The sequence below is a fragment of the Enterobacteriaceae endosymbiont of Donacia bicoloricornis genome (assembly GCF_012567955.1).
Taxonomy (GTDB): domain Bacteria; phylum Pseudomonadota; class Gammaproteobacteria; order Enterobacterales; family Enterobacteriaceae.
The window spans coordinates 158,011-183,326 of the sequence record NZ_CP046186.1 but is presented as its reverse complement, the minus strand read 5'-3'; the positions used below and the strand labels follow the sequence as shown (position 1 = coordinate 183,326).

General features: G+C 18.3%; 25 protein-coding genes and 2 tRNA genes. 23 read left to right on the top strand and 4 right to left on the bottom strand.

Features of this window, described 5'->3' with window-relative positions; all coding sequences use genetic code 11:
• Together ygfZ and GJU03_RS00900 are read left to right on the top strand one after the other, a co-directional pair.
• Positions 1-460, top strand: a 460-nt coding sequence (ygfZ, locus tag GJU03_RS00905; protein ID WP_484489002.1) for a CAF17-like 4Fe-4S cluster assembly/insertion protein YgfZ, incomplete at its 5' end; no start/stop codon positions are given.
• A gap of 65 nt (positions 461-525) precedes the next feature.
• Entirely contained in the window at positions 526-1,827 is a 1,302-nt protein-coding gene (locus GJU03_RS00900; protein WP_168918823.1) for an outer membrane beta-barrel protein, read from the top strand.
• Positions 1,828-1,909: 82 nt separating this feature from the next.
• Here the strand turns inward: GJU03_RS00900 and GJU03_RS00895 are convergent.
• A tRNA-Phe gene (locus GJU03_RS00895) sits at positions 1,910-1,982 on the bottom strand.
• Between the two features lie 281 nt (positions 1,983-2,263).
• Between GJU03_RS00895 and GJU03_RS00890 the strand changes: the two genes are divergently transcribed.
• Together GJU03_RS00890 and groL are read left to right on the top strand one after the other, a co-directional pair.
• Positions 2,264-2,554, top strand: a complete 291-nt coding sequence (locus tag GJU03_RS00890) for a co-chaperone GroES (RefSeq protein WP_168918822.1) — start codon at positions 2,264-2,266, stop codon at positions 2,552-2,554.
• A gap of 77 nt (positions 2,555-2,631) precedes the next feature.
• Positions 2,632-4,278, top strand: coding sequence for a chaperonin GroEL (gene groL / locus GJU03_RS00885; RefSeq protein WP_168918821.1), 1,647 nt, complete (start codon positions 2,632-2,634; stop codon positions 4,276-4,278).
• 76 nt (positions 4,279-4,354) lie between these two features.
• Here groL and GJU03_RS00880 read toward each other — a convergent pair whose 3' ends face one another.
• A complete protein-coding gene (locus GJU03_RS00880; RefSeq protein WP_168918820.1) occupies positions 4,355-5,332 on the bottom strand; it encodes a KamA family radical SAM protein in 978 nt (325 codons plus the stop codon).
• A gap of 67 nt (positions 5,333-5,399) precedes the next feature.
• On the opposite strand from GJU03_RS00880, the gene efp reads away from it, so the two are divergent.
• Both efp and epmA read left to right on the top strand, forming a co-directional pair.
• Positions 5,400-5,966 (top strand): elongation factor P, encoded by a 567-nt coding sequence (gene efp / locus GJU03_RS00875; protein WP_168918819.1) that lies wholly within the window; start codon positions 5,400-5,402, stop codon positions 5,964-5,966.
• A gap of 28 nt (positions 5,967-5,994) precedes the next feature.
• A complete protein-coding gene (epmA, locus tag GJU03_RS00870; protein ID WP_168918818.1) occupies positions 5,995-6,963 on the top strand; it encodes an elongation factor P--(R)-beta-lysine ligase in 969 nt (322 codons plus the stop codon).
• Positions 6,964-6,986: 23 nt separating this feature from the next.
• On the opposite strand, the gene asd is transcribed toward epmA, so the two are convergent.
• Positions 6,987-7,859: an archaetidylserine decarboxylase gene (asd, locus tag GJU03_RS00865; protein WP_168918817.1), complete on the bottom strand. Its 873-nt coding sequence runs from the start codon at positions 7,857-7,859 to the stop codon at positions 6,987-6,989.
• Between the two features lie 98 nt (positions 7,860-7,957).
• Between asd and orn the strand changes: the two genes are divergently transcribed.
• The 11 genes from orn (at position 7,958) to acpS (ending at position 19,045) form a co-directional block, all read left to right on the top strand.
• The gene (gene orn, locus GJU03_RS00860) at positions 7,958-8,527 is read left to right on the top strand and encodes an oligoribonuclease (protein ID WP_168918816.1); all 570 of its coding nucleotides are present in this window, start codon (positions 7,958-7,960) and stop codon (positions 8,525-8,527) included.
• 51 nt (positions 8,528-8,578) lie between these two features.
• Positions 8,579-8,652 (top strand) — tRNA-Gly (locus tag GJU03_RS00855).
• Between the two features lie 65 nt (positions 8,653-8,717).
• A complete protein-coding gene (gene mutL / locus GJU03_RS00850; RefSeq protein WP_168918815.1) occupies positions 8,718-10,421 on the top strand; it encodes a DNA mismatch repair endonuclease MutL in 1,704 nt (567 codons plus the stop codon).
• A gap of 8 nt (positions 10,422-10,429) precedes the next feature.
• The gene (gene miaA, locus GJU03_RS00845; protein WP_168918814.1) at positions 10,430-11,380 is read left to right on the top strand and encodes a tRNA (adenosine(37)-N6)-dimethylallyltransferase MiaA; all 951 of its coding nucleotides are present in this window, start codon (positions 10,430-10,432) and stop codon (positions 11,378-11,380) included.
• A 78-nt stretch (positions 11,381-11,458) separates the two neighbouring features.
• Positions 11,459-12,214: a 23S rRNA (guanosine(2251)-2'-O)-methyltransferase RlmB gene (gene rlmB / locus GJU03_RS00840; protein ID WP_168918813.1), complete on the top strand. Its 756-nt coding sequence runs from the start codon at positions 11,459-11,461 to the stop codon at positions 12,212-12,214.
• 63 nt (positions 12,215-12,277) lie between these two features.
• A complete protein-coding gene (locus tag GJU03_RS00835) occupies positions 12,278-14,323 on the top strand; it encodes a M3 family metallopeptidase (protein WP_168918812.1) in 2,046 nt (681 codons plus the stop codon).
• A 54-nt stretch (positions 14,324-14,377) separates the two neighbouring features.
• Positions 14,378-16,168 (top strand): translation elongation factor 4, encoded by a 1,791-nt coding sequence (gene lepA, locus GJU03_RS00830; protein ID WP_168918811.1) that lies wholly within the window; start codon positions 14,378-14,380, stop codon positions 16,166-16,168.
• Between the two features lie 107 nt (positions 16,169-16,275).
• Complete coding sequence (gene lepB, locus GJU03_RS00825; RefSeq protein WP_168918810.1) at positions 16,276-17,037, top strand: signal peptidase I; 762 nt, start codon at positions 16,276-16,278, stop codon at positions 17,035-17,037.
• A gap of 49 nt (positions 17,038-17,086) precedes the next feature.
• Positions 17,087-17,767, top strand: coding sequence for a ribonuclease III (gene rnc / locus GJU03_RS00820; protein WP_168918809.1), 681 nt, complete (start codon positions 17,087-17,089; stop codon positions 17,765-17,767).
• 31 nt (positions 17,768-17,798) lie between these two features.
• Complete coding sequence (gene era / locus GJU03_RS00815) at positions 17,799-18,620, top strand: GTPase Era (RefSeq protein ID WP_246208764.1); 822 nt, start codon at positions 17,799-17,801, stop codon at positions 18,618-18,620.
• 11 nt (positions 18,621-18,631) lie between these two features.
• Positions 18,632-19,045, top strand: coding sequence for a holo-ACP synthase (acpS, locus tag GJU03_RS00810; protein WP_246208760.1), 414 nt, complete (start codon positions 18,632-18,634; stop codon positions 19,043-19,045).
• Between the two features lie 9 nt (positions 19,046-19,054).
• Here acpS and djlA read toward each other — a convergent pair whose 3' ends face one another.
• Positions 19,055-19,945, bottom strand: coding sequence for a co-chaperone DjlA (gene djlA / locus GJU03_RS00805; RefSeq protein ID WP_168918807.1), 891 nt, complete (start codon positions 19,943-19,945; stop codon positions 19,055-19,057).
• A 173-nt stretch (positions 19,946-20,118) separates the two neighbouring features.
• On the opposite strand from djlA, the gene GJU03_RS00800 reads away from it, so the two are divergent.
• The 6 genes from GJU03_RS00800 to GJU03_RS00775 all read left to right on the top strand — a co-directional run bounded on the left by GJU03_RS00800 (position 20,119) and on the right by GJU03_RS00775 (position 25,312).
• Positions 20,119-21,411, top strand: coding sequence for a peptidylprolyl isomerase (locus GJU03_RS00800; protein WP_168918806.1), 1,293 nt, complete (start codon positions 20,119-20,121; stop codon positions 21,409-21,411).
• Between the two features lie 81 nt (positions 21,412-21,492).
• On the top strand, positions 21,493-22,293 hold the full coding sequence (gene rsmA / locus GJU03_RS00795; RefSeq protein ID WP_168918805.1) for a 16S rRNA (adenine(1518)-N(6)/adenine(1519)-N(6))-dimethyltransferase RsmA: 801 nt from the start codon (positions 21,493-21,495) through the stop codon (positions 22,291-22,293).
• 4 nt (positions 22,294-22,297) lie between these two features.
• Complete coding sequence (gene apaG / locus GJU03_RS00790; RefSeq protein WP_168918804.1) at positions 22,298-22,678, top strand: Co2+/Mg2+ efflux protein ApaG; 381 nt, start codon at positions 22,298-22,300, stop codon at positions 22,676-22,678.
• Between the two features lie 22 nt (positions 22,679-22,700).
• Positions 22,701-23,537, top strand: coding sequence for a bis(5'-nucleosyl)-tetraphosphatase (symmetrical) ApaH (gene apaH, locus GJU03_RS00785; protein WP_168918803.1), 837 nt, complete (start codon positions 22,701-22,703; stop codon positions 23,535-23,537).
• A gap of 4 nt (positions 23,538-23,541) precedes the next feature.
• A complete protein-coding gene (locus GJU03_RS00780; RefSeq protein WP_168918802.1) occupies positions 23,542-24,579 on the top strand; it encodes a methyltransferase in 1,038 nt (345 codons plus the stop codon).
• Between the two features lie 130 nt (positions 24,580-24,709).
• The gene (locus tag GJU03_RS00775) at positions 24,710-25,312 is read left to right on the top strand and encodes a peroxiredoxin (RefSeq protein WP_168918801.1); all 603 of its coding nucleotides are present in this window, start codon (positions 24,710-24,712) and stop codon (positions 25,310-25,312) included.
• The last annotated feature ends 4 nt before the right edge of the window (positions 25,313-25,316 follow it).

Genomic DNA, 25,316 nt, shown 5'->3' with positions numbered 1-25,316 from the left:
TATAAAAAAGATAATTTTTATAAAAAATAATAATTTTTGGAATAAATTTTATATGAAGATAGGTTATCCTATCATTGATAATAAAGAAAATTGTAATTTGTTTTTTCCACAACAAAGTAATATGGAGAAATTTGATGCAATTGATGTTAATAAAGGTTGTTATTTAGGCCAAGAATTAATTAGTGCTTTAAAATTTAAAAATAAGAAAAAGAAACAATTATTCTTATTAGAAGGTAAAACAAACATTTTTCCATTATTTAATGATTTATTAGAAATAAAAGAAAATAAAAATCAAAAATGGCAAATAATAAGAGGTAGTGTTATCTTAAAATCATTATTAATTAAATCAAATTTAATTTGGATGCAAGTTATATTGCAAAATAATATTTTTAAAAATTCTTTAATTAGATTAAAGAGAGATAAAAAAAGTATTTTTTCGATTATTAAGATTTTTAAATAATTGAAAAATATTTTAAAAATGTAAATATTAAATATTATTAATAATAATAAAGGGTTTATATCAAAATGAAAAAAATAACTATTATTTTTATAATGATTATAATGAATATTTATAATATTGCTAATGCTGGATCTAATTTTAAAGAATATTGGTATTTTGGTTCTAAATTTGGATTATCACAATATGATAATATTAAATTATTAGGAAAAGATATTGATAATAAAAAATATACCGTATTTAATAAAATAGGTAATGGATTATTTGTTGGTTATCAATCGAATAATTTTTTTGGTTTTGAAATGGGTTTTGATTGGCTAGGAATTGTTAAAAAAAATATAGAAGATAAAGGAACTACAAATTTTTTTGAATCTAAAGGTGTCCAATTAACATCTAATTTTAGATATCCTATATTTAAAAATGTATATTTATATAGTCGTTTAGGTGGTTTATTTACTCAATCAATTAATCAACAATCTGATAAGAATAATGGTAATAGAAATATAAATAATAAATATTATAGTATTTCTCCAGTAATTGTTTTAGGAGGAGAATATATTATAAATAATAATCTTTCATCTAGAATAGAATATCAATTTTCAAGTAATATAGGAAATAAATATGATGATGATTTAGGTCAAAGAACTAACAATTCTATGTTGACTCTTAATTTAGTATATAAATTTACTGATAAATACCACGTTCCTTCAATAAAATCTTTTATTAAAAAAGTAAAAAATAATCACTATAATAATTATGGAAATGGTCATGTTTTATCTAAAACAAAAGTTTATTTTAATTCTAATAAATCTGTTTTAGGGAAACAAAATAAAAAAAAATTAAATAAAATATTAGATATTAATATTAAAAATAAAAATTTATCTAAAAATAATGATAATCAAATTGTAATTATAGGTCACTCTGATTATTTAGAAAAAGATAATGATAATATTTTATCTGAAAAAAGAGTTAAACAAGTTATTAAACATTTAAAATCTAAGAATAAAAATTTATTTAAAAAAATAATTATTAAAAAAGGATTAGGTAGTAGTTTATTAATTAATAAAAATTGTCAAAAAATCAAAAATCGTAAACTTTTAAAAAGATGTTTAGTAATAGATCGTTATGTAGAAATAAAAATTTTAAAAGTTTGTAAAAAAACTAAAAAAAGAAATAACTTTTATAAAAATCATTATTTTATAGACGATAATAATCGTAATTATGAATATAATTATTGTCTTAAACATGGATTACATAATTGTAAAAATAAATTTTTTATCTATAATTTACTTTTAAAAAATAAATTATTAAAAATATATCAATTAAAAAAAAAATTATATTCAATAAGTAATTTTTTATATAAAATTTAAATAAAAAATGCAGAAAATTTTTTTTTCTGCATTTTTTATTTATGAAAAAGGTATGAAAAACATTTTAATAACAAAATAAAAATGCCCGAAGGCGGAATTGAACCACCGACACGGGGATTTTCAGTCCACTGCTCTACCAACTGAGCTATTCGGGCATATATTAAAATATTTTTATATTATGACAATATTTATCATTAAACGTCAATATTTTTTGTAAAAAAAATAAATAAAATTTTATAAAGAAAATATATAATATTTTATATATATATTTAGTTATATATAAATTAAATTTTTTAAAAAATAATTTTAGTAAAAAAATAATTTTTTAGTATAAGACTTGAAACAGAGAATATATGTCCTTATCTTTCAGTTCACATTATTTAAAATAAATTAATATTGTTTATGATAATTAAACTTCTTAAAAGGAGAATTATTAATGAATATTCGCCCATTACATGATCGTGTTATTGTAAAAAGAAAAGAAGTTGAATCTAAATCTTCAGGTGGAATTGTTTTAACAGGTTCTGCTGCGGGTAAATCTACAAGAGGTGAAGTACTAGCAGTAGGTAAAGGACGTATATTAGATAATGGAATTGTAAAACCATTAGATGTTAAAAAAGGTGATACAATCATATTTAATGATGGTTATAATGTAAAAACAGAAAAAATTGATGATGAAGAAGTTCTTATAATGTCTGAAAGTGATATTTTGGCTATTATTAAATAATAAAATTTGTCATTAAATAAATAAAATTATAGAAAATTTAATTAATTTAATATAAATAAATTTAAGGAATATTTAAAATGGCAGCTAAAGACGTAAAATTCGGTAATGATGCTCGTGTAAAAATGTTACGAGGTGTAAACGTACTTGCAGATGCAGTCAAAATTACTCTTGGACCAAAAGGTAGGAATGTAGTATTAGATAAATCATTTGGAGCACCAGCTATAACTAAGGATGGAGTAACAGTAGCTAGGGAAATAGAACTAGAAGATAAATTTGAAAATATGGGAGCACAAATGGTAAAAGAAGTTGCTTCCAAAGCTAATGATGTAGCAGGAGATGGTACAACTACAGCTAGTGTATTAGCTCAATCTATTGTAAGTGAAGGTTTAAAAGCTGTTGCTGCTGGAATGAATCCTATGGATTTAAAAAGAGGAATAGATAAAGCTGTTATAGCAGCTGTAGAAGAACTAAAAGTAATTTCTGTTCCATGTTCAGATTCAAAATCTATAGCTCAAGTAGGAACTATTTCTGCTAATGCTGATGAAACTGTAGGTAATTTGATAGCTCAAGCTATGGAAAGAGTCGGAAAAGAAGGAGTTATTACAGTTGAAGAAGGTACTGGATTACAAGATGAATTAGATGTTGTTGAAGGAATGCAATTTGATAGAGGATATTTATCACCATATTTTATAAACAAATCAGAATCTGGTACTGTAGAACTTGATAATCCATACTTATTATTAGTAGATAAAAAACTTTCTAATATTAGAGAAATTTTACCTATTTTAGAAATGGTTGCTAAATCAAGTAAATCATTATTAATCATAGCTGAAGATGTTGATGGGGAAGCTTTAGCTACTTTAGTAGTTAATACTATGCGTGGAGTAGTAAAGGTTGCTGCTGTTAAAGCTCCTGGTTTTGGAGATCGTCGAAAAGCTATGTTACAAGATATTGCAATTCTTACAGGTGGTAATGTTATTTCAGAAGAAGTAGGTTTAGAGTTAGAAAAAACTACATTAGAAGATTTAGGACAAGCAAAAAAAATAGTTATAAATAAAGATACTACAACCATAATAGATGGTACTGGTAATCAAAATGATATTTCAGGTCGTGTTAATCAAATTAGACAACAAATAGATGAAGCAACTTCTGATTATGACCGTGAAAAACTTCAAGAAAGAGTAGCAAAATTAGCAGGTGGGGTAGCAGTATTAAAAGTTGGTGCTGCAACTGAAGTAGAAATGAAAGAAAAAAAAGCTAGAGTAGAAGATGCTTTACATGCTACAAGAGCAGCAGTAGAAGAAGGTGTTGTTGCAGGAGGAGGAGTAGCATTAGTACGAGTAGCTGCTAAATTAATGAATTTAACTGGTCAAAATGAAGATCAGAATATGGGTATAAAAGTAGCATTAAGAGCAATGGAAGCTCCTTTACGTCAAATAGTTTCTAATGCTGGAGAAGAACCATCAGTAATTGCAAATAATGTTAAAGATGGTCATGGTAATTATGGATATAATGCTGCAAATGAAGAATATGGAGATATGATTAAATTTGGTATTTTAGATCCAACTAAAGTAACAAGATCAGCATTACAATATTCTGCATCTGTAGCAGGTCTTATGATTACAACAGAATGTATGGTTACAGATTTACCAAAAGATGAAAAATCAGAAATATCTAATACCCCACCAGGTGGTATGAGTGGTGGTATGGGTGGTATGATGTAATTTTTTATTAAATTACTAGTATTAGCTGTGCATTAATTTTCGGCACAGCTTTTTTATTTTAAACCTTTATATTTTTTTAAATGATAAATTTTTTATTTTTTCCTCCATAAATATCTTTAGTTAATCTAGGTACTAAAAATCCTGGTAAAAATAATAATATTTTTTTCATGATTTTTTTAGCTTTATTTTCAGATACATAAAAATGTTTACTTCCTTCTATTTTATCTAAAAGATGTAAATAATAAGGTAATATTCCAATATTAAATAAGTTATTACTTAAATTAACTAAAATTTTATAATTATCATTTATATTTTTTAATAAAACACTTTGATTCAAAATAGTTATTCTCCTTTTTTTTAAAAAATTAATTTTTTCAAATAATTCTTCACTAATTTCATTAGAATGATTAATATGTGTAACTATTACAATATGAAATTTACATTTACTAAATATTTTTAATAAATTTTTAGAAATTCTTTGAGGAAGAATACATATTATTCTGGTATGTATTCTTAATATTTTAATATGAGGTATTTTATTTATATCATTAATAAAAAAATTTATTTTTTTATCATTTAAGACTAAAGGATCTCCCCCAGAAAAAATAATCTCATTAATTTCAAAATTTTTTTTTATATATTTAATTATTATTTTCCAATTACATATTGTAATTGAGTTAATTTTTTTGGTGTTTTTACGAAAACAATATCTGCAATGTACTGCACAAATTCCTGTTAATAATATTAATACTCTATTTTTGTATTTGTGAATCATTCCTGGAATAATAAATTTTTCATTTAATGGATTTTTATTATATTTTTTATATTGAATTAATTCTTTTTTATTAAAAATAAACTGTAGTAAAATAGGATCTTTAGGATTCTTTTTTTCTATTTTTTTCAGAAAAATTATGGGTATTTTCACATTGAAAAAAATGTTTTTTTTTTTATATAAAAATTGAGGATTATCTTTTTGTTTTATTTTTGTGATTTTGATAAGATCAATATTATTATTAATGTTATTTGATAATTGTTTTAACCATAATTCTTTCATAAAATAATTTCATTTTTATAAATATATATTATTATAAATTAATATTTTTTTTTTAAAAAGAATAAAAATGGTTAACTATTATAGTAATAATTTTAGAATTGGGATGAAATTTATTTTTTTAAATCAACCCTATATTATAGAATCTAGTGAATTTGTGAAACCAGGAAAGGGACAAGCATTTGTAAGAATAAAAATGAGAAATCTAATTACAGAAAAATTAATTGATAAAACATTTAAATCTACTGATAATTTGAATACAGCAGATATTTTAGAAAAAAAATTAAAATATTTATATAATGAAAAAAATTATTTTTATTATTTTATGGATAAAAATAATTTTGAACAAACTATAATTCATAGTAAAATTATCAAAAATAAAAAAAAATGGTTAATTACTCAGTATGAATATGTCATAACATTTTGGAATCAATCACCAATATTTTTAACATTACCTAATTTTTTAAACTTAAAAGTAATAAATACAAATATAAATTTAAAAGGAGATTCAGTAAACAATAATAAACAAGCCATAATTAGTAATGGAGAAATAATAAAAGTTCCATCTTTTATTAAAACTGGCGATATTATTAAAATTGATACAAGAAAAAAAAAATATATTTCTCGTTTTAAATAAATAAAATATATAAATTTAAAAAAACAATATGAAAAATTTAAATTACTTAACCAGTGCAAATATTAATGTTTTAATTAAACGTGCTATTATAATAAAAAAAATCAGAAAATTTTTTGATAAAAAAAATTTTATTGAAGTAGAAACTCCAATATTAACTCAATTTGAAAATACAAGTATTTATTTAAAACAATTTAGTACAAATTTTATTAATAATAAAAATAAAAAAAAATTATTTTTAATTACTAGTCCTGAATTTCACATGAAAAGAATAATTGCATCTAAAATAAATGCTTCAATTTATCAAATATGTCATAGTTTTCGTAATAGTGAATTAGGTCAATATCATAACCCTGAATTTACTATATTAGAATGGTATCACAAAAATTATAATTTAAAACAATTAATGAAAGAAACAAATAATTTTTTTATAAAATTTGGATTTCATAAACCTAAAAAATATTCATATAAAAAAATTTTTTTAAAATATTTGAAAATAGATCCTTTTCATATAAATCAAAAAAAATTATTATTTCTAATAAAAAAAATAGGTTTTGTAAAAAATAAAAGTAATACTCTAATCACAGATGATTATTTACAAATATTATTTGATTTATATATTGTCCCTAAATTAGGGATAAAATATCCTGTATTAATATATAATTTTCCTTCTTCTCAAAAAACTACTGAAACTATAAATATAAAAAATAAAAATATAGCAAATAGATTTGAAATATTTTTTAAAGGTGTTGAGTTAGGTAACGGATTTCATGAATTAACTAATTATAAAGAGCAAAAAAAAAGATTTAATGAAGATAATAAAAAACGTAAATTAATTGGTTTACCAATTAAAAAAATTGATACTTATTTGCTAAAAGCAATAAAATATGGCATTCCAAATTATTCAGGTATGGCAATAGGTTTAGACAGATTTATTATGTTTTTATTAAAAAAGAAATCTATTCATAAATCTATTAGTTTTTCTATAAAAAATGCTTAACATTTAATGTTAAAAATTTATTACTAAATAATATGAGCTAATAATTCTCCAATTTTAATATTTAATCCTTTTTTTAAAATAGAATTAAATTTAATTGTTTTAGGTGGAAATAAGGTAATAACAGTTGATCCTAAATTAAAGTACCCCATTTCTTCTCCTTTTTTTAAAAAAATAAAATCTTTTTTATAACAATTTTTAATATATGGCCAGTTCCAAGTTTTTATTTTATTCTTTTTAGAAGGAAGAACTAGGCCATACCATGAATTATAAATACTTCCTACTATTTGTGCACCAATTAAAATTTTAACCATGAAACCAAAAGATGTTTTAAATAAAAAAATTACTCTTTCATTTAAAATAAATAAATTACATAAATTTTCAGATAATATTTTATTAACAGGAAATAATTTTCCAGGTATATATATCATTTTTAATAAAAAACCATTATAAGACATATGTATTCTATGATAATTTCTAGGTGCTAAATATATATTAATAAAATATCCATTAGTAAAAATATTATTTAAATTATTATCTCTACCTAAGAGGTCGTATAAAAAATATTTACAACCTTTAAATTGTAAAAGTTTATTTTTTTTTATAATACCTAACTCATTAATAATCCCATCTGTATTTTGAACTATGTGATTTTTATTATTGTCAATCGGTCTATTATTCATATCTAATTTTCTTATAAAAAATTTGTTAAAAGTTTTATAATAAAAAATATCAGGATATTTTGTTTCTTTCATATTTACCTTATTTATTTTAATAAATAAAAATATAAAAAAAGTAGTTATTATACTAAATTTTTTTTTTGAAATATATCCAAAAAATTTTGTAATTAATAGTTTTGGTAATAAATTTTGTATATATATATATATTCTTTTTTTCATTTTATGATTAATTATTATTATGAAATAATTTAATATAATATATAAAAAATATATATAATAGTATTGAAAAATTTAAATTAAAAATATAAGGATATTTCGTGCAAATTAATAATTATTTAATATGGTTAGATCTAGAAATGACTGGACTTAATCCTAATAAGGATTATATAATTGAAATTGCTATAATTATTACTAATAATAATTTAGATATTATAAATAAAGGAATAGTTTTACCAATATATCAATCAGATACTATTTTAAATAGTATGGACTCATGGAATAAAAACACACATAAAAAAACTGGTTTAATTAAAAGAATTAAAAATAGTAATTTTAATGAAGTAAAAGCAGAAAAATATATTTTAAATTTTTTAAAATCTTATATTAAACCTAATACTACACCTTTATGTGGCAATAGTATTTATAAAGATCGTATATTTTTATGTAATTATATGCCTAAACTAGAAAAATACTTTCATTACCGAAATATTGATGTTAGTTCAATTAAAGAACTCATTAAAAGATGGAAACCTAAAATTTATTCTAAATTAAAAAAAAAAAAACATCAACATAATGCATATTATGATATATATGAATCTATAAATGAATTAAAATTTTATAAAGATTTTATTTTTAATAAAAATAAATTTTTATCTAAAATAGATTGACAAATAAAAGTTAAATTTAATATGATAAAACAATTATCTAAATTTTTTTTAGCGGGAATAGCTCAGTTTGGTAGAGCACAACCTTGCCATGGTTGTGGTCGCGAGTTCGAATCTCGTTTCCCGCTCTATACCTTAATTTAATAAATAATTTTAGTTTAAATTAAAAAAATTTTATTAAAAATATTATTTAATGTCTATTAAAATTTTACCTAAAAATGTTATAAGAAGTATAGCTGCAGGGGAAATAATAGATAGACCTGCTACTGTTGTTAAAGAATTAATTGAAAATAGTATTGATGCAAAAGCATCACAAATAAATTTATATATAGAAAAAGGAGGAATAAAATATATTTATATAAATGATAATGGAATAGGTATGAATAAAAAAAATTTAATTTTATGTATTAAAAAATATGCTACAAGTAAAATAAAAAATTTAGATGATTTAGATTCTTTTACAAGTTTTGGTTTTAGAGGAGAAGCCTTGACTAGTATAAAAACTATATCTAGAATGAGTATTACATCTAAAACATTAAAACAAAAAATTGCTTGGCAATTGTATACAGAAGGATTTAATGAAAAAATTATTTATTTAAAACCAATTTCACATCCTATTGGTACTACAATAATTTTGTCTGATCTTTTTTATAATTTTCCTGCAAAAAGGTCATATTTTTCTAATGAAAAAATAGAATTTATTTATATTAAAAATATTATTAAAAAAATTATTTTAATGAAATTTGGTATAGGAATACAATTTAAATATAATAATAAAATTATTTATAATTTTAAAAAAGTAACTAATAATCTTTCTTATTTAAATAGAATACAAATTATTTTTGGTAGTAATTTTTTAAAAAATGCATTAGAATTAAATTTTATTTATAAGAAATTAGAATTATATGGATGGTTAGTTTTATTTAAAAAAGATATATTAAAAAATAATTTATTTAAATATTTTTATGTTAATGATCGTATTGTCTCGACTAATTTTATTTATCGTATTATAAAAGAAATAATATATGGTTATTTAGATAATAATTATAATTTTTCTTTTATCTTTTTTTTAAAATTAGAACCTAATCAAATTGATATTAATATACATCCTCAAAAAAAAGAAGTATGTTTTTATAACATAAAATTAATATATAATTTTATATTTAAAAATATTAAAAAATTATTAATTAATAATAATTTAATAAATGATACTAAAAATATTTTTTTTAATAAAAATAATAAAGAAAAAGAAAAAAATTTAGGATATACATTTATTACAAATAAGTTATTAACTAAAAATAAATTATTATTTAATCAAATTAAAAAAAAAAAAATAGTATATTTAGATAATTCACCAAATTTTTTTTTTAAAAATTTTGGTAAATTTTTAGCAATTTTAAAAAATACTCATATTATTGTAGAAAAAAAAAAAAAATTATACTCTATTGTAATAAATAAAATGATTTATTTATTATTAAAAATAAAATTTAAATTACATTTAAAAAATAAAAATATAATAAATAAAATAAAAACAAATATTAAAATAAAAATAAAAAAAGATGAATATCTTATTTTATATAAAATAAAAATATTTTTAATTAAATTAGGATTTAATTTAAAATTAAATAATAAAAATATCATTTATATATTATGTGTACCTATATTTTTATTTATCTATAATATAGAAAAATTTTTTTTAAATTTATTAAAATATTTTATAAATATAAAAAAAATTTCTTTAATTAAAATTAAAAAATGGATAATTAATTATATAATTAATATATACATATTATGGGATTTTTCAAAAATAATAAATTTATTAATGGAATTAGAATTATTAAAATTAGAAAATAATAATTTTTCAATAAAAAAATTATTTTGTTTAATTAATGTATAATTTTTATTATGAATAAAAAAAATAAAAAATTACCAATAGTTATTTTCTTAATGGGAACTACAGCATCTAAAAAGACCTTTTTAGCTACTAGATTAGCAAAAGTTTTACCTATTGAATTAATTAGTGTAGATTCATCTCTAATTTATAAAAAATTAGATATAGGAACTGATAAACCAAAAAAAAGTGATTTTTTTTATGAAAAACATTGGTTAATTGATATTAAAGATCCTTCTCAATTATACTCTGTTATGGAATTTTATCATGATGTTTTAAATATTATGGATAAAATTATTAAAAGAGGTAAAATTCCATTGTTAGTTGGAGGAAATATGTTTTATTTTAAAAAATTAATTAATACTATTTCTCCTTCATTACCTGCATCTGATTTGAAAATACGTAAAATGATTATTAATCAAATAAAAAATAAATCATATAAATCATATCATCATATGTTAAAATCAGTTGATGTTATATCTGCAAATAACATTCATCATAATGATATACAAAGAAATTTAAGAGCTTTAGAAATATTTTTTTTAACTGGAAAACCTTTAAGTAAATTACAAAAAAATATAGGTAATAAAATTCCTTATAAAATATATCAATTTGGATTAACTTATTATAATAGACAAATTTTATATGAAAATATAGAAAATAGAATTTTTAAAATGTTAGAATTAGGTTTTGAAAAAGAGGTAAGAGATCTTATCAAAAATAAATATTTAGAAATTAATTTTCCTGCAATACGTTGCATTGGATATAAACAAATGTTTCTATATATTTTAAATAAAATTTCTTATGAAGAAATGATAAAATCAACTACTATTAGTACACGTCATTTAGCAAAAAAACAACTAACTTGGCTACGTTATTGGGAAAATATATACTGGTTTGATAGTAATCAAATTTATAAAGCTTATGATTTTATTATAAAATTTGTAAAAGAAAAATTAAATTAATTAATTAATAATAATAATTAAAATTTATATTATTATTCTTTAATATATATAATTTATTAAAAATATTTATTAAATAATATGAGAGATATTATTTTTGGAATACATTCTATTGTTAATATGTTAAAAAATAATCCTATTTCTTTAAAAGAAATATTTATTTTAGATAGTAAAAAAAAATCTAATAAAATTAAAGAATTATTTTATTATATAAATAAATATAATATTAATATACATAAGGTAAATAAAAAATGGTTGGATAAAAAAACTAATAACAGTGTTCATCAAGGAATTATGGCAGTAATAAATATATCAAAACCTTTAACTGAAAAAGATATTTTAAAAATTATTAATACATCAAAAAAAATATTTATTCTTATTTTAGATAGAATTACAGATACTCATAATTTAGGAGCATGTATCCGAAATGCTGTTGCATTTAATGTTAATATGATTATTTTACCTAAAAAGTATTCTGTTAAAATAAATGCTATGGTAAAAAAAGTATCTTGTGGAACATCAGAATATATACCTATAATTTATGTAAAAAATTTAAAAAATACTATTAATTTTTTAAAATTTTATAAAATTAAAATTATTGGAACTGATAATAATACTAAAAATAGTATTATTTATAATAATAAATTATTATTTCCTATATGTTTAATTATGGGATCAGAAGATAAAGGTATTAAAACTTCTATTAAAAATAAATGTGATTTATTAATTTCTATACCTATGCTTAATAATTTAAATTCTTTAAATGTTTCTGTAGCAACAGGAATTTGTCTTTATGAAATAATGAAACAAAATTTTATTTTTAATCTTAAAAATTAACTTTATAAAATATATTTTATGAATGTTTTGCAAATATATTTTATATATAACTGGAAATTTATTATGATTAATCCTTTATTATCTAATTTCTTATTACCGCCTTTTGATAAAATAACTAATGATTGTATGATTCCTGCAATAAAAATTACAATTCAAAATTCTAAAACTAAAATTAATAAAATTTTAAATAAATATAAACATAATTATAATTGGGAAAATTTTTGTCAATATATATTGGAATTAAATGAACATTTGTATCGTATTTTTTCCCCCATAAATCATTTATATTATGTTTGTAATAACAATAAAATTAGAAAAAATTATGAAATTATTCTTAAAATGATAACAAACTATAATATATGGATTATACAAAACATACATTTATATAATGCTTATATAAAAATACAAGATAACCAAGATAATTTAAATTTAAATGAATTACAAATTGAATCTCTTAATAATATAATACGTGATTTTAAATTTTCAGGAATTTTATTATCTCAAGAAAAAAAAAAAACATATACAGGATATGTAACAGATTTATTAAAATTACAAAATATTTTTAATAATAATATTTTAGATAGTACTCAAAAGTTAGAAAAAAATATTTTAGATAAAAAAAAATTAAATGGGGTTCCTAAACATATAATAGATTTTATGCATAAAAATGCTTTATTAAAAAATAAAGAAGGATATTTAATTACTTTTGATTTTCCTATTTATTCATCTATAATAACATTTTGTAAAAATGATGTTTTAAGAAAAAAAGTATATTATATGTATAATACGAGGGCTTCTTCTTTAGATCAAAATACATCCCAATTTAATAATGAACCTATTATAATAAAAGAACTATCATTACGTTTAAAATTATCTAAATTATTAGGATATCATTCTTATGCTGAAAAATCATTAGTAATGAAATCTGCTAAGAAAGTTGATAAAGTCTTATCTTTTTTATATAAATTAATAAAATTATCTAAAAAACAAGCAGAAAAAGAAGTGTTTGATTTAAAACATTTTATTAAAAAAAAATATAATTTAGTTAAAATTAATCCATGGGATATAGCATTTTTTTCAGAAAAATTTAAATTTTATTTATATGGAATTGATGATAATATTATTCGTGATTATTTTCCAATTGATATTGTAATTAAAGGCATGTTTCATATTATTAATAAAATATATGGTTTATTTTTTAAACAAAGAAAAGTACCAGTTTGGCATGAAAATGTCATGTTTTTCGATATTTTTAATTCAAAAAATCAATTATATGGAAGTATTTATTTTGATTTATATATGCGTCCAGAAAAACGTAGTGGTGCTTGGATGGATATATGTCAAACAAGAATATTAAAAAAAAATGGAACAATTCAGTATCCGATTGCTTATATTAATTGTAATTTTACTCCATCTTTTAATAAAATTTTTTTACTTAATCATAATGAAGTTTTAACTTTATTTCATGAATTTGGACATGCTTTACATCATATTACTTCAAAAATAAATATACCTAATATTTCAGGAATTAATGGAATACCTTTAGATATTGTAGAATTTCCTAGTCAATTTATGGAATATTGGGGTTGGGAAACAGAATCTTTAAAACTTATTTCTCAACATTATAAAAATAAAAATGTTATTCCAAAAAATATAATGAATAACTTAGTTAAATCTAAAAAATATAATGCTGCTTTATTACTTATGAGACAAATAGAATTAAGTTTATTTGATATAAGAATACATAAAGAATTTAATTTAAATAAAAAAAATCAGATATTAGATTTAATTCAAGAAATAAGAAAAGATTTAGTAACTATCTCACCTATGCCTATTTGGTATAAATATACTAATATATTTAACCATATATTTGGTGGAGAATATGCTGCTGGATATTATAGTTATTTATGGGCAGAACAATTAGCAGCAGATTCTTTTTTATATTTTAAAAAAAATGGATTATTTAATCAAACAATTGGAAAAAAATTTTTGAATAATCTTTTATCTTTAGGTAGTTCTAAAGATCCTATTATTTTATTTAAAAATTTTAGAGGTAAAGAATTAAATATTAATTCTTTACTTATACAAAGAGGTATTAATTATAATTAACAATATATTCTATTAAATTTTTTTTATATTTATAGGTTTTAAAAATATTATTTTATGAAAAATATAAGAAATTTTTCAATTATTGCTCATATTGATCATGGTAAATCAACATTTGCAGATAGATTAATTGAAATTTGTGGTGGTTTATCTTATAGAGAAATGACATCACAAGTATTAGATACTATGGATTTAGAAAGGGAAAGGGGAATTACAATAAAAGCACAAAGTGTTTCTTTAAATTATAAGGCAAAAAATAATAATTTTTATAAATTAAATCTTATTGATACTCCAGGTCATGTAGATTTTTCTTATGAAGTTTCTAGATCTTTATCTGCATGTGAAGGAGCATTATTATTAATAGATGCTTCGCAAGGGATTGAAGCACAAACTTTATCTACTTATAATACTGCTCTTAAAATGGGATTAAAAATCTTACCAGTTATTAATAAAATTGATTTATTAACTGTAAATATTGAAAAAATTCAGCAAGATATTAAAGAAATAATAGGTTTTGAATCAAAAGAAATTTTTAAATGTTCAGCTAAAACTGGATTAGGAATTCTAGAAATAATAGAAAATTTAGTTAAAAATATTCCTTCACCAAAAGGTGATATTAATACTTTATTACAGGCTCTCATTATAGATTCATGGTTTAATAATTATTTAGGAGTTATAGTTTTAATTTGTATTAAAAATGGTCAAATTTTTAAAGGAATGAAAATAATGGTTTTAAATACAAAAAAAAAGTATATTGTTGAAAAAATAGGTATTTTTACTCCTAAAAAAAAAAATTTAAATATATTAAAATGTGGTGATGTTGGTTGGATAGTTTTAGGTATAAAAAATATAAATGAAATTCCAGTAGGTGCAACTATAACATCATATATAAAACCATCTACTATAACTTTACCTGGGTTTAAAAAAAGTGTTCCTAAAGTTTTTGCTGGATTATTCCCAATAATATCAGATGAATATAAAATTTTTAGTAATGCATTAAAAAAATTAAGTTTAAATGATTCTGCTTTGTTTTTTGAGCCAGAAAATTCAGAAATATTAGGTTATGGATATAGATGTGGTTTTTTAGGATTATTACATATGGAAATTATACAACAACGTTTATTAAAGGAATATAATATAAATATTATTACTACTATGCCTTCTGTAAGATATGAAATAGAAACAATTAATAAAGATATTTTATATATAGATAATCCATCTAAATTTCCATCATCTTTTTTAATAAAAGAAATAAGAGAACCTATTTTAAAATGTAAAATTATTTCTCCCATTAAATATATAGGTAAAATTATTCAATTATGTGTAGTAAAAAATGGCATACAAAAAAATATAATATATCATGGTAATCAAGTAATATTAATTTATGAGATACCTATGATTGAAGTGATTATAAATTTTTTTGATAAATTAAAATCTATCACAAAAGGATATGGATCTTTAGATTATAATTTTATAAAATTTAAAAAATCAGATTTGATTTGTATTAATATTCTTGTGAATAAAAAGAAGGTAGATGCATTAACAACAATTACTCATAAAAAAAAAATTTATTCTTACAGTCGTATTCTAATAGAAAAAATTAAAAAATTAATTCCAAGACAACAATTTAATATTGTAATTCAAGCTGCAATCGGGAAAAAGATTATTTCTAGTACAAATATTAAACAATTACGTAAAAATGTTATTGCAAAATGTTATGGAGGAGATATTAGTAGAAAAAAAAAATTAATTCAAAAACAAAAAGAAGGGAAAAAAAAAATGAAAAAAATTGGTAATATAAAACTACCAACTTCAGTTTTTTTAGCCATGTTAAAAATAAATAAATAATTTTTATTATATTAAGATATATACATAACTACTTATTAAATAAAAAATTTTAAATTATTTTATTTATATAAAAAATAATATATTTAACTTTTACTATATAAAAATATATGTTAAAAAAAAATTTTTGGATACACCAAATTGGTTCTTTACTACCTATAATATTATTAATTTTTATAATTCGCATATTTATATATGAATCTTTTTATATTCCATCAAATTCAATGGTACCTACCCTATTTAAGGGTGATTTTATTTTAGTAAATAAATTTATTTATGGAATTAAAAATCCTTTAAATAATAAAATTATTATTAAAAATAAAATACCTAAAAGGGGAGATGTAATAGTTTTTAAATATCCTAAAAATACAAAAATAAATTATATTAAAAGAATTATTGGATTACCAGGAGATACTATTGTTTATAATTATAAAAATAAACAAATAACTTTATTAAAAAGTAAAGATTTTAAAAAAAATATTTTTCAATATAAAAAATTAAAAAAAAGTAAATTTATTAAAATTTTTAAAAATTTTAATAAAAAACATATTTTTGGTAAATTAAGATTATTCCAATATACAGAATATATAAATAAATTATCACATGAAATTTTATTTATACCTGAATTAGAAAATCAAACATTAAATATATATAAACAAAAAAATATTCCGTTGTATACTTGGATAATTCCAAATAATTATTATTTTGTTATGGGTGATAATCGTGATGATAGTTTTGATAGTAGATATTGGGGGTTTGTACATAAAAAATATTTATTAGGAAAAGCTATATTTATTTGGTTAAATATTAAAAAAAATACAAATTCATGGTTTTTTAAAGTTCAATTTAATCGAATACATAAAGTTAACTAATTTATTCAAAATAATACTTATTCTATATAATAGATTATAATTCAATTATGTGAATTTTATTATGATTAATCAATTACAAAAAAGATTAGGTTATATTTTTATTCATCAAGATTTATTATATCAAGCTTTAACACATAGAAGTGCAAGTAGTAAACATAATGAAAGATTAGAATTTTTAGGAGATTCTATATTAAGCTATATAATAGCTAAAGCATTATATAATAAATTTCCTGGTGTAAATGAAGGAAATATGAGTCGCATGCGTGCAACTTTAGTAAGAGGTAATACATTAGCAAGTATTGCAAGAGAATTTAACTTAGGTGAGTATTTATTTTTAGGTCCAGGAGAATTTAAAAATGGAGGATATAACAGAGAATCTATTCTTGCTGATACAATGGAAGCTTTAATTGGTAGTATTTGTTTAGATAGTAATATAAAAGTTGTAGAAAAAATTATTTTACTTTGGTATCAATTTAGATTAAAAAAAATATTACCTGGGAATAATCAAAAAGATCCAAAAACAAGATTACAAGAATATTTACAAAGATCACATCTTCCCCTACCTTATTATTTTATTATACAAATAAATGGTGAAGTACATAATCAAAAATTTACAATACAATGTAAAATTAGTGGAATATCAGCAATAATAATAGGAATAGGATCAAGTCGTCGTAAAGCTGAACAATCAGCAGCAGAAAAAGCTTTAAGGAAACTTGGTCTTGAATAATTTATTTATTATAAAGGTAATTTATGTGAAAATGATATCTTCATATTATGGTAGTATTTTAATCTTAGGAAGATCTAATTCAGGAAAATCTACTTTACTAAATACTTTAGTAGATAAAAAAATATCTATAATTTCTCATAAAATTAATACTACTAATTATAACATTATAGGAATATATAATAGAAATTCTTATCAAATAGAATATATTGATACTCCAGGAAATATATTTTATAATAATAAAATTTTAAATTCATTAGAAAATAACAAATATAATTATATTTTTTTTATTTTAGATCAAAATAGATGGAATTATATAGAAGAAAAATTTGTAAAAATTTTTAATAAAATAACTATACCGGTAATTTTAATTATTAATAAAATTGATAAAATTAATAATAAAAATATTTTATTACCTTATATTAATTTTCTTAAAAAAAAAATTAAATTTATTTATTTATTTATGATTTCAGCAAAATATAAATTATATACTAATGATATTAATGATGTTATTTGTAAAAAATTACCCAAAAAAAAACATAATTATCCTAAAAATTATATTACTAATCAAACAGAAAAATTTATTTTTAAAGAAATTATAAGAGAAAGTATTATAAAATATCTCCATAAAGAATTACCTTATTTAATAAATATTAAAGTAAATTATTTTAAAAAATTAAAAGTATTACCAGATAAAATAAATGTTTTTTTATTAACAAAAAATATAAATCAGAAAAAAATAATAATAGGTAAAAATTCGAAAATGATAAAATTAATTAAATATAGATCTGAAAAAAAAATAGAAAATTTTTTTAAAAAAAAAATAAGTTTAAACTTATGGATAAAAATACAATAATTAATTTATAAATGATTTATTTAAATTTAAAACATAAAATGAAAATTATTGGCATAGGTATTGATATAGTAGAAATAAATAGAATTAAAAAAATTTTTACACGTTTTGGAGAACGTTTTGCATATAAAATACTTACTAAAAATGAATTAAATGTATATAAAAAAAATAATAATAAAATTAAAATTTTAGCAAAATATTTTTCAGTAAAAGAGGCAACTGTAAAAGCATTAAGTACTGGTTTTGCTAATGGTATATTTTTTAATCAAATAGAATTATCTTATTATTTAACTGGTAAACCAAAATTAAAACTTTATCAAAAAGCATTAAAATTTTTAAAAAATATAGTTTATAAATATGATATTCATATTTCATTATCTGATGAAAAAAAATATACTTGTGCAATAGTTATAATTGAAAAAAAATAAGATATAAATTTATGTTATATTTTTTTTAATTATATTATATGCTTTATGTATATTTTGTGTTTTAATTTTTGCTATTTCTAATTGTTTAGATGAATATCCTTTAGATATTAATTTATCTGGATGATATTTACTAATTAATTTATGATATGCTCTCTTTATTGTTAATAGATTATCATTATAATTAATTCCTAATAATTTATAAGCTTTATCTAATTCTGATTGAGAATTATTTTTAGTTTGAAAATTATTGTTTTTATAAAAATTATTATTATAATTATATTTTTTTTCTTCTTTATTTTGATGAAAAAAATAATTATCAAATAAATCTTTTTCATTAATAAATTTATTATTATATTTTAATTTTTTTATTATAAAAAATAAATCAATAAATGATATATTCAATTCTTGAAAAATAATATTTAATATTTTTTTATTTTTGTTATTTAAAAAATTATTTATAAAAGATAATTCAATTTGTATTTCTAAAAATTTATTTATTAAACTTTTATTTTTATAAATTAAATAATTTAAATTATTTAATTCATAAACTAAAGGATAATTCTTTTTTTTACCATTATTAAATGATTTTTTTGCAAAAATTGTTTCTTCATCATTTAAATTCATTTTTTTAATTAATTTAATAGTAAAATTTATGTCATTTTTATTAATAAAGCCTTTTGATTTACTTATATAACCCATCACCTCAAAATTAGTTTTAAGAAATAATTTTTTTATATTATTTTTGTTATTATAATTATATTTTTTATTATAAAAATTTGTTATTTTATTAATTAAAAAACTTATTAATATTAATAAAATTATATTTAATAAATTAAAACTTACATAATAATTAATAATTAAATTTATTAAAAAGAATAATAATTGTAAATAAGAAAACATATATTCTCCAATAAATAGATTTAAAATTATAATTTAATTATCTATAATAATTATTAATTATACTAATTTACAATAATTAAATATGATTATTTATTAATAATAATTATTTACGAATTTAAATTATCTTTTATTATTATAAATAATGTAAAATTTAATTATTAATAGGATTAATAATGATAATTAAAAAAGTATTTTATATCATAATATTATATTTTTGTTTATTCAATATTTCTTACTGTATGTCTATAAAAAATATTAATAGTACTAAAGTTATTATAAATAATAATTTAATTTTAAAAAAAGAAATAGATGAAATTTTATCTATTACAAAAAAAATTTATAATAGTAAATATCCAATATTATATTCATTTTTAGATATTAAAAATGTTAAGGATGTAATAAAATATTTTATTTTTTTAGATATTATAAAAAATAATAGTTTATTTTTATTAGAAGAAGATTTGGAAAATCTTGTTTTGAACATATATCAATCAAATAATATTGATGAAAATTTACTAAAAAATAATTTTTTAGCTAAAAATATTAATTATTTAAAATTTTATAAAATTTTTAAAAATATTATATTAATTAATGTATTAAAAAATAAACTTTTATTCAAAAATTTTAATATTTATGATGAAGAAATTGATTCATTAAGTAATAAATTATATTTGACAGGAAAAACACATAAAATATATGATATTACATTATTTTATTTTTTAATAAACAAAAAACTTTTAAAAAATAAATTTAATCATAAAATTTTTTTATTAAATCAGTTGATATTTTTATTAAAAAATAAGAAATTAAATAATAACTTTAAAAATTATAATAAAAAAACATTTATTTCCCATTTTCATATAAAACAAATGTTTTTAAAAAACAAAAAAGAAAATCAATTATCAAAAAATATTATTAATTATTTAGATAATGTTAAAAAAAAAGATATAATTGGACCAATATATTTAAATTCAAAATTATTTATTTTAAGAATAAATAATATTTTTGTAAAAAAAAATACAGATAATGAAAAAGTTTTATTAAAATTTTTATATATAAAAAAAAATAATTTAAGTAATAAAGATTTTAATAAAAAAATTAAAAATATATATTTTAGTCTTTTAAAAAAAAGAATAACTTTTCAAAAAGCCATTGAATTATTTTCCGATGATATATTATCAGTTAGATTTAAAAATAATGAAAATTGGATATTATTAAATAATTTTTCTTCAAAATTTAAAAAAATTATAACAAAATTAAAAATTAATGATTTTAGTTTACCTATTCAAGAATCAGATGGGGTTTTTATAATACAATTATTAAATAGAAATAATATTACAACTAATAAATTATTTTTAAAAAAAAAAGCATATAACATTCTTTTACAAGAAAATATAGAAAGAGAGATCAATCTTTTTATTTTTTCATATGCTAAAAAAATATATATAAAAAATATAAGTGAATAATAAAATATTAATTTGTATTAAAATTTAATATTTTATATATAATAATTAATTTTTTGTAAAAAATATTATCTATATAATAATATGAAAATTATTTTAAAAAAAAAATATGGACAACATTTATTAATTAATACAAAAATTATTAAACAAATTATATCTTTTATTAATCCAAAATATTATCAAATTATGTTGGAAATAGGACCAGGTTTAGGAGCATTAACTATTCCAATTATAAAATATAATAAAAATCTTTCTATTATTGAAATAGATAAAAATTTTGTTAATATTTTAAAAAAAAATAAAATTTTAATAAGTTCAAAAATTAATATTATATTAAATAATATATTAAATTTTAATTTTTTAATTTTAACTAAAAAATATAAAAAAAGAATACGTATATTTGGTAGTTTACCGTATAATATTTCTATTACAATAATTTTTTATTTATTTAATTATTTAAATAATATTAAAGATATGAATTTTATTATGCAAAAAGAAGTAGTAGATAGATTAACTGCACATCCTGGAGGTAAAAATTATGGATGTTTAAGTATAATAGCTCAATTATTTTGTAAAATAAAATCTTTAATAGAAATTAAAGAAAATTCTTTTTTTCCTAAACCTAAAATTATTTCTAATATGGTATTTATGAGGCCATATATAAATAATCCTTATAATTTAAATAATATTTTTTTTCTAAAAAAAATTATAAAACAAGCTTTTAGTATGAGAAGAAAAATTTTACGAAATAGTCTAATGAATTTATTTTCTATAGAAGAATTAAATTATTTAGGTATTGATTATAAAATACGTGCTGAAAATGTTTCAATATCAGAATATTGTCAATTAGCTAATTGGTTGGAATTTAATAATAAAAGGTTATAATTAAATGAAATCATTATTATCTCAAGTTTATATAAAAACAAATGGTGTTTATATAAAATCACAATCCATACCTAAAGTTAATCGTTATGTTTTTACCTATACAATTACTATTCATAATTTAGGAAAAAAAATTTTACAATTAATTAGTTGTTATTGGAGTATAACTGATGGTAATGGTAAAAAAAATCAAATATATGGTGAAGGAATTACATGTAAAAAACCATATATAAAACCAAGTAATAAATTTCATTATACTAATCTAACTATTTTAGATACTCCTATTGGAATTATAGAAGGACATTATTTAATGATAGATGAAAATAATCATGTTTATCATGTAGAAATTCCTATTTTTCGTTTAGCGATTAAAACTTATATTCACTAAAATAATTAATTTATAAAACAATATGACTACTTACTTTATTGGAGATATTCATGGTTATTATAATGAATTTATTTCCTTATTAAAAAAAATTAATTTTGATTATGAAAATGATAAATTATGGATTACAGGAGATCTTATAGCAAGAGGACCTGATTCCATAAAAGTTTTATATTTTTTGTATTCTATTAAAAAATCTATAAAATTAGTTTTAGGAAATCATGATTTATACTTAATATTTCTTATATTAAATCCTAAAAATAATGATATTAATGATAAAAAGATTTTAGATTTATTAACAAATAAAAAAATAATCTTTATTGTCAAAAATTGGTTAAAGTATCAACCTTTAATACAATATGATAAAAAAAAAAAAATTTTAATGTCACATGCGGGAATCCCTCCTCAATGGGATAATATTGAGATAATATTATCTGCTGCTAATGAAGCAAAAAATATTATTTCAAGTAAAAATAATATTTTTTTTTTAGATTATATAAATAATGAAAAATATCAAATAAATGATTGGAAAAAAAATACATTAGTAGGTTTTAAACGTTTTAATTATATTATTAATGGATTAACTAAAATGAGATATTGTTATTTAGATGGAACATTAGAAATGTTTACTAAAAAAGCACCTAATGATATTAATTCTAAAACATTAAAACCATGGTTTTGGATACCAAATATTTTATACAAAAAATATACAATATTTTTTGGTCATTGGTCTGATTTACAAGGAGGAGAATATACTCAAAAAAATATAATAGGATTAGATACTGGATGTTGTTGGGGAAATAAATTAACAATTTATTCATGGGAAAAAAAACAATTTTATAACATAAAATGTATTATCTAATATAATGTATACATTATCATCAATAAATAAATATTTTTTACGTTTATTTAAAAATAAATTTTTGAATAAAAAAGTTATTTTTGCTGGAAATATTAAAGATAAAATACCTATTTATTTAAATACTTTTATAAGTTTTATAAATACTTATAATTATAATTATTATATTTGGTTGAAAAAAAATATAAATAAGAATTATTTATGTTATGGTTTAATGGATAAGAAATATAAAAATTATAATTTTAATATTTTAATATTTTTTTGGTTAAAAAATAAACAAGAATCATTATTTATATTAAATAATATTTTATCTTTATTCCCTTTAAATAGGGAGATATTTATTATTGGTTCTAATAATTGTGGTATTAAAAAAATTAATAATATAAAAGAATTAGAGATTTTAAATTTAAAAAAAATTATTAATGCAAGAAAACATATTATTTTTCATGGGGTTTTAACAAAAAATATTTATTTTAATATGAATAATTATTGGAATTATTATTATTATGATAACTATAAGATATATAGTTTACCTGGGGTTTTTGGGGGTAAAAAAATTGATAATGGGAGTAAATTTTTAATATCTACTATTATAGATAGTAATATTTTTATAAAAGGTAAAATTTTAGATTTAGGTTGTGGTTCTGGTGTTATTTCTATTGCTATCCAGAATAATTTTAAAACAAAATATTCAATACATGCTATTGATATAGATGCAAAAGCAATATACTCAACTATAAAAACATTTAATAAAAATTTAATAAAAAATGTTAATGTATTTCCTAGTAATATTTATTCTAATATTCAAGGAAAATTTGATTTGATTTTATCTAATCCTCCTATTCATAAAAATTTATCTTTTTCATTAGATTTTATTTATCAAATGATAAATGAGTTTAAAAAAAATATAAATTATAAAGGAGAACTATTATTTGTTACAAACAATTTTATATCATATAAAAAATTTTTTAATAATTTTTCATTAAAAATTGATATTTTATCTAAAAATAAAAAATTTTCTGTATATAGAATTAAAAATACATAAATTTTAATAAAAAATTTTTATGAAAAATATGAGTAAAAAATAAATTTGAAATATATAAAAAAGTTTTTTATAAAAAAATAAACAATATATATATACTAAAATTATAAAAAATATAAATAAGAGAGATAATATGACATTAGTAACTAAAAAAGCTCCAGATTTTAATGCTTCGGCAGTTCTTCCTGATGGAACTATTCTAGATAATTTTAATTTATATAAATATTCAGAAAATAAGATAACTATATTATTTTTTTGGCCTTTAGATTTTACTTTTGTCTGTCCTACAGAAATTATATCTTTAAATCAACATTTTAATAGTTTTTATAAAAGAAATGTTAAATTATTAGGTATATCATGTGATTCTCAATTTGTTCATCAAGCATGGCGTAATACTCCTATCAATAAAGGAGGTATTGGAAATATTAAATTTATAATGATATCTGATACTACAAAAAATATACAACAATCTTATGGGATTGAACATCCTCAATTAGGAATTGCATTAAGAGCATTATTCTTAATAGATAAAAATAAAATAATAAGACATCAATTAGTTAATGATCTTCAATTTGGAAGAAATATAAATGAAATAATTCGTATGATTGATGCTTTAGAACATAATGAAAAATATGGGGAAGTATGTCCTGCTCAATGGGAAAAAGGTAAAAAAAGTATAACTCCTACTTCTAAAGGTATTATCAATTATTTATCTAAAAATATAGATGAATTATAATATT

Coding starts and splice junctions, on each gene's coding strand:
- GJU03_RS00780 (WP_168918802.1), top strand. CDS start 23,542: ATGTATACATTATCATCAATAAATAAATATTTTTTACGTTTATTTAAA.
- efp (WP_168918819.1), top strand. CDS start 5,400: ATGGTTAACTATTATAGTAATAATTTTAGAATTGGGATGAAATTTATT.
- apaG (WP_168918804.1), top strand. CDS start 22,298: ATGAAATCATTATTATCTCAAGTTTATATAAAAACAAATGGTGTTTAT.
- asd (WP_168918817.1), bottom strand. CDS start 7,859: ATGAAAAAAAGAATATATATATATATACAAAATTTATTACCAAAACTA.
- miaA (WP_168918814.1), top strand. CDS start 10,430: ATGAATAAAAAAAATAAAAAATTACCAATAGTTATTTTCTTAATGGGA.
- GJU03_RS00890 (WP_168918822.1), top strand. CDS start 2,264: ATGAATATTCGCCCATTACATGATCGTGTTATTGTAAAAAGAAAAGAA.
- rsmA (WP_168918805.1), top strand. CDS start 21,493: ATGAAAATTATTTTAAAAAAAAAATATGGACAACATTTATTAATTAAT.
- GJU03_RS00800 (WP_168918806.1), top strand. CDS start 20,119: ATGATAATTAAAAAAGTATTTTATATCATAATATTATATTTTTGTTTA.
- GJU03_RS00880 (WP_168918820.1), bottom strand. CDS start 5,332: ATGAAAGAATTATGGTTAAAACAATTATCAAATAACATTAATAATAAT.
- GJU03_RS00900 (WP_168918823.1), top strand. CDS start 526: ATGAAAAAAATAACTATTATTTTTATAATGATTATAATGAATATTTAT.
- mutL (WP_168918815.1), top strand. CDS start 8,718: ATGTCTATTAAAATTTTACCTAAAAATGTTATAAGAAGTATAGCTGCA.
- rlmB (WP_168918813.1), top strand. CDS start 11,459: ATGAGAGATATTATTTTTGGAATACATTCTATTGTTAATATGTTAAAA.
- GJU03_RS00775 (WP_168918801.1), top strand. CDS start 24,710: ATGACATTAGTAACTAAAAAAGCTCCAGATTTTAATGCTTCGGCAGTT.
- djlA (WP_168918807.1), bottom strand. CDS start 19,945: ATGTTTTCTTATTTACAATTATTATTCTTTTTAATAAATTTAATTATT.
- GJU03_RS00835 (WP_168918812.1), top strand. CDS start 12,278: ATGATTAATCCTTTATTATCTAATTTCTTATTACCGCCTTTTGATAAA.
- era (WP_246208764.1), top strand. CDS start 17,799: ATGATATCTTCATATTATGGTAGTATTTTAATCTTAGGAAGATCTAAT.
- lepB (WP_168918810.1), top strand. CDS start 16,276: ATGTTAAAAAAAAATTTTTGGATACACCAAATTGGTTCTTTACTACCT.
- acpS (WP_246208760.1), top strand. CDS start 18,632: ATGATTTATTTAAATTTAAAACATAAAATGAAAATTATTGGCATAGGT.
- groL (WP_168918821.1), top strand. CDS start 2,632: ATGGCAGCTAAAGACGTAAAATTCGGTAATGATGCTCGTGTAAAAATG.
- lepA (WP_168918811.1), top strand. CDS start 14,378: ATGAAAAATATAAGAAATTTTTCAATTATTGCTCATATTGATCATGGT.
- epmA (WP_168918818.1), top strand. CDS start 5,995: ATGAAAAATTTAAATTACTTAACCAGTGCAAATATTAATGTTTTAATT.
- apaH (WP_168918803.1), top strand. CDS start 22,701: ATGACTACTTACTTTATTGGAGATATTCATGGTTATTATAATGAATTT.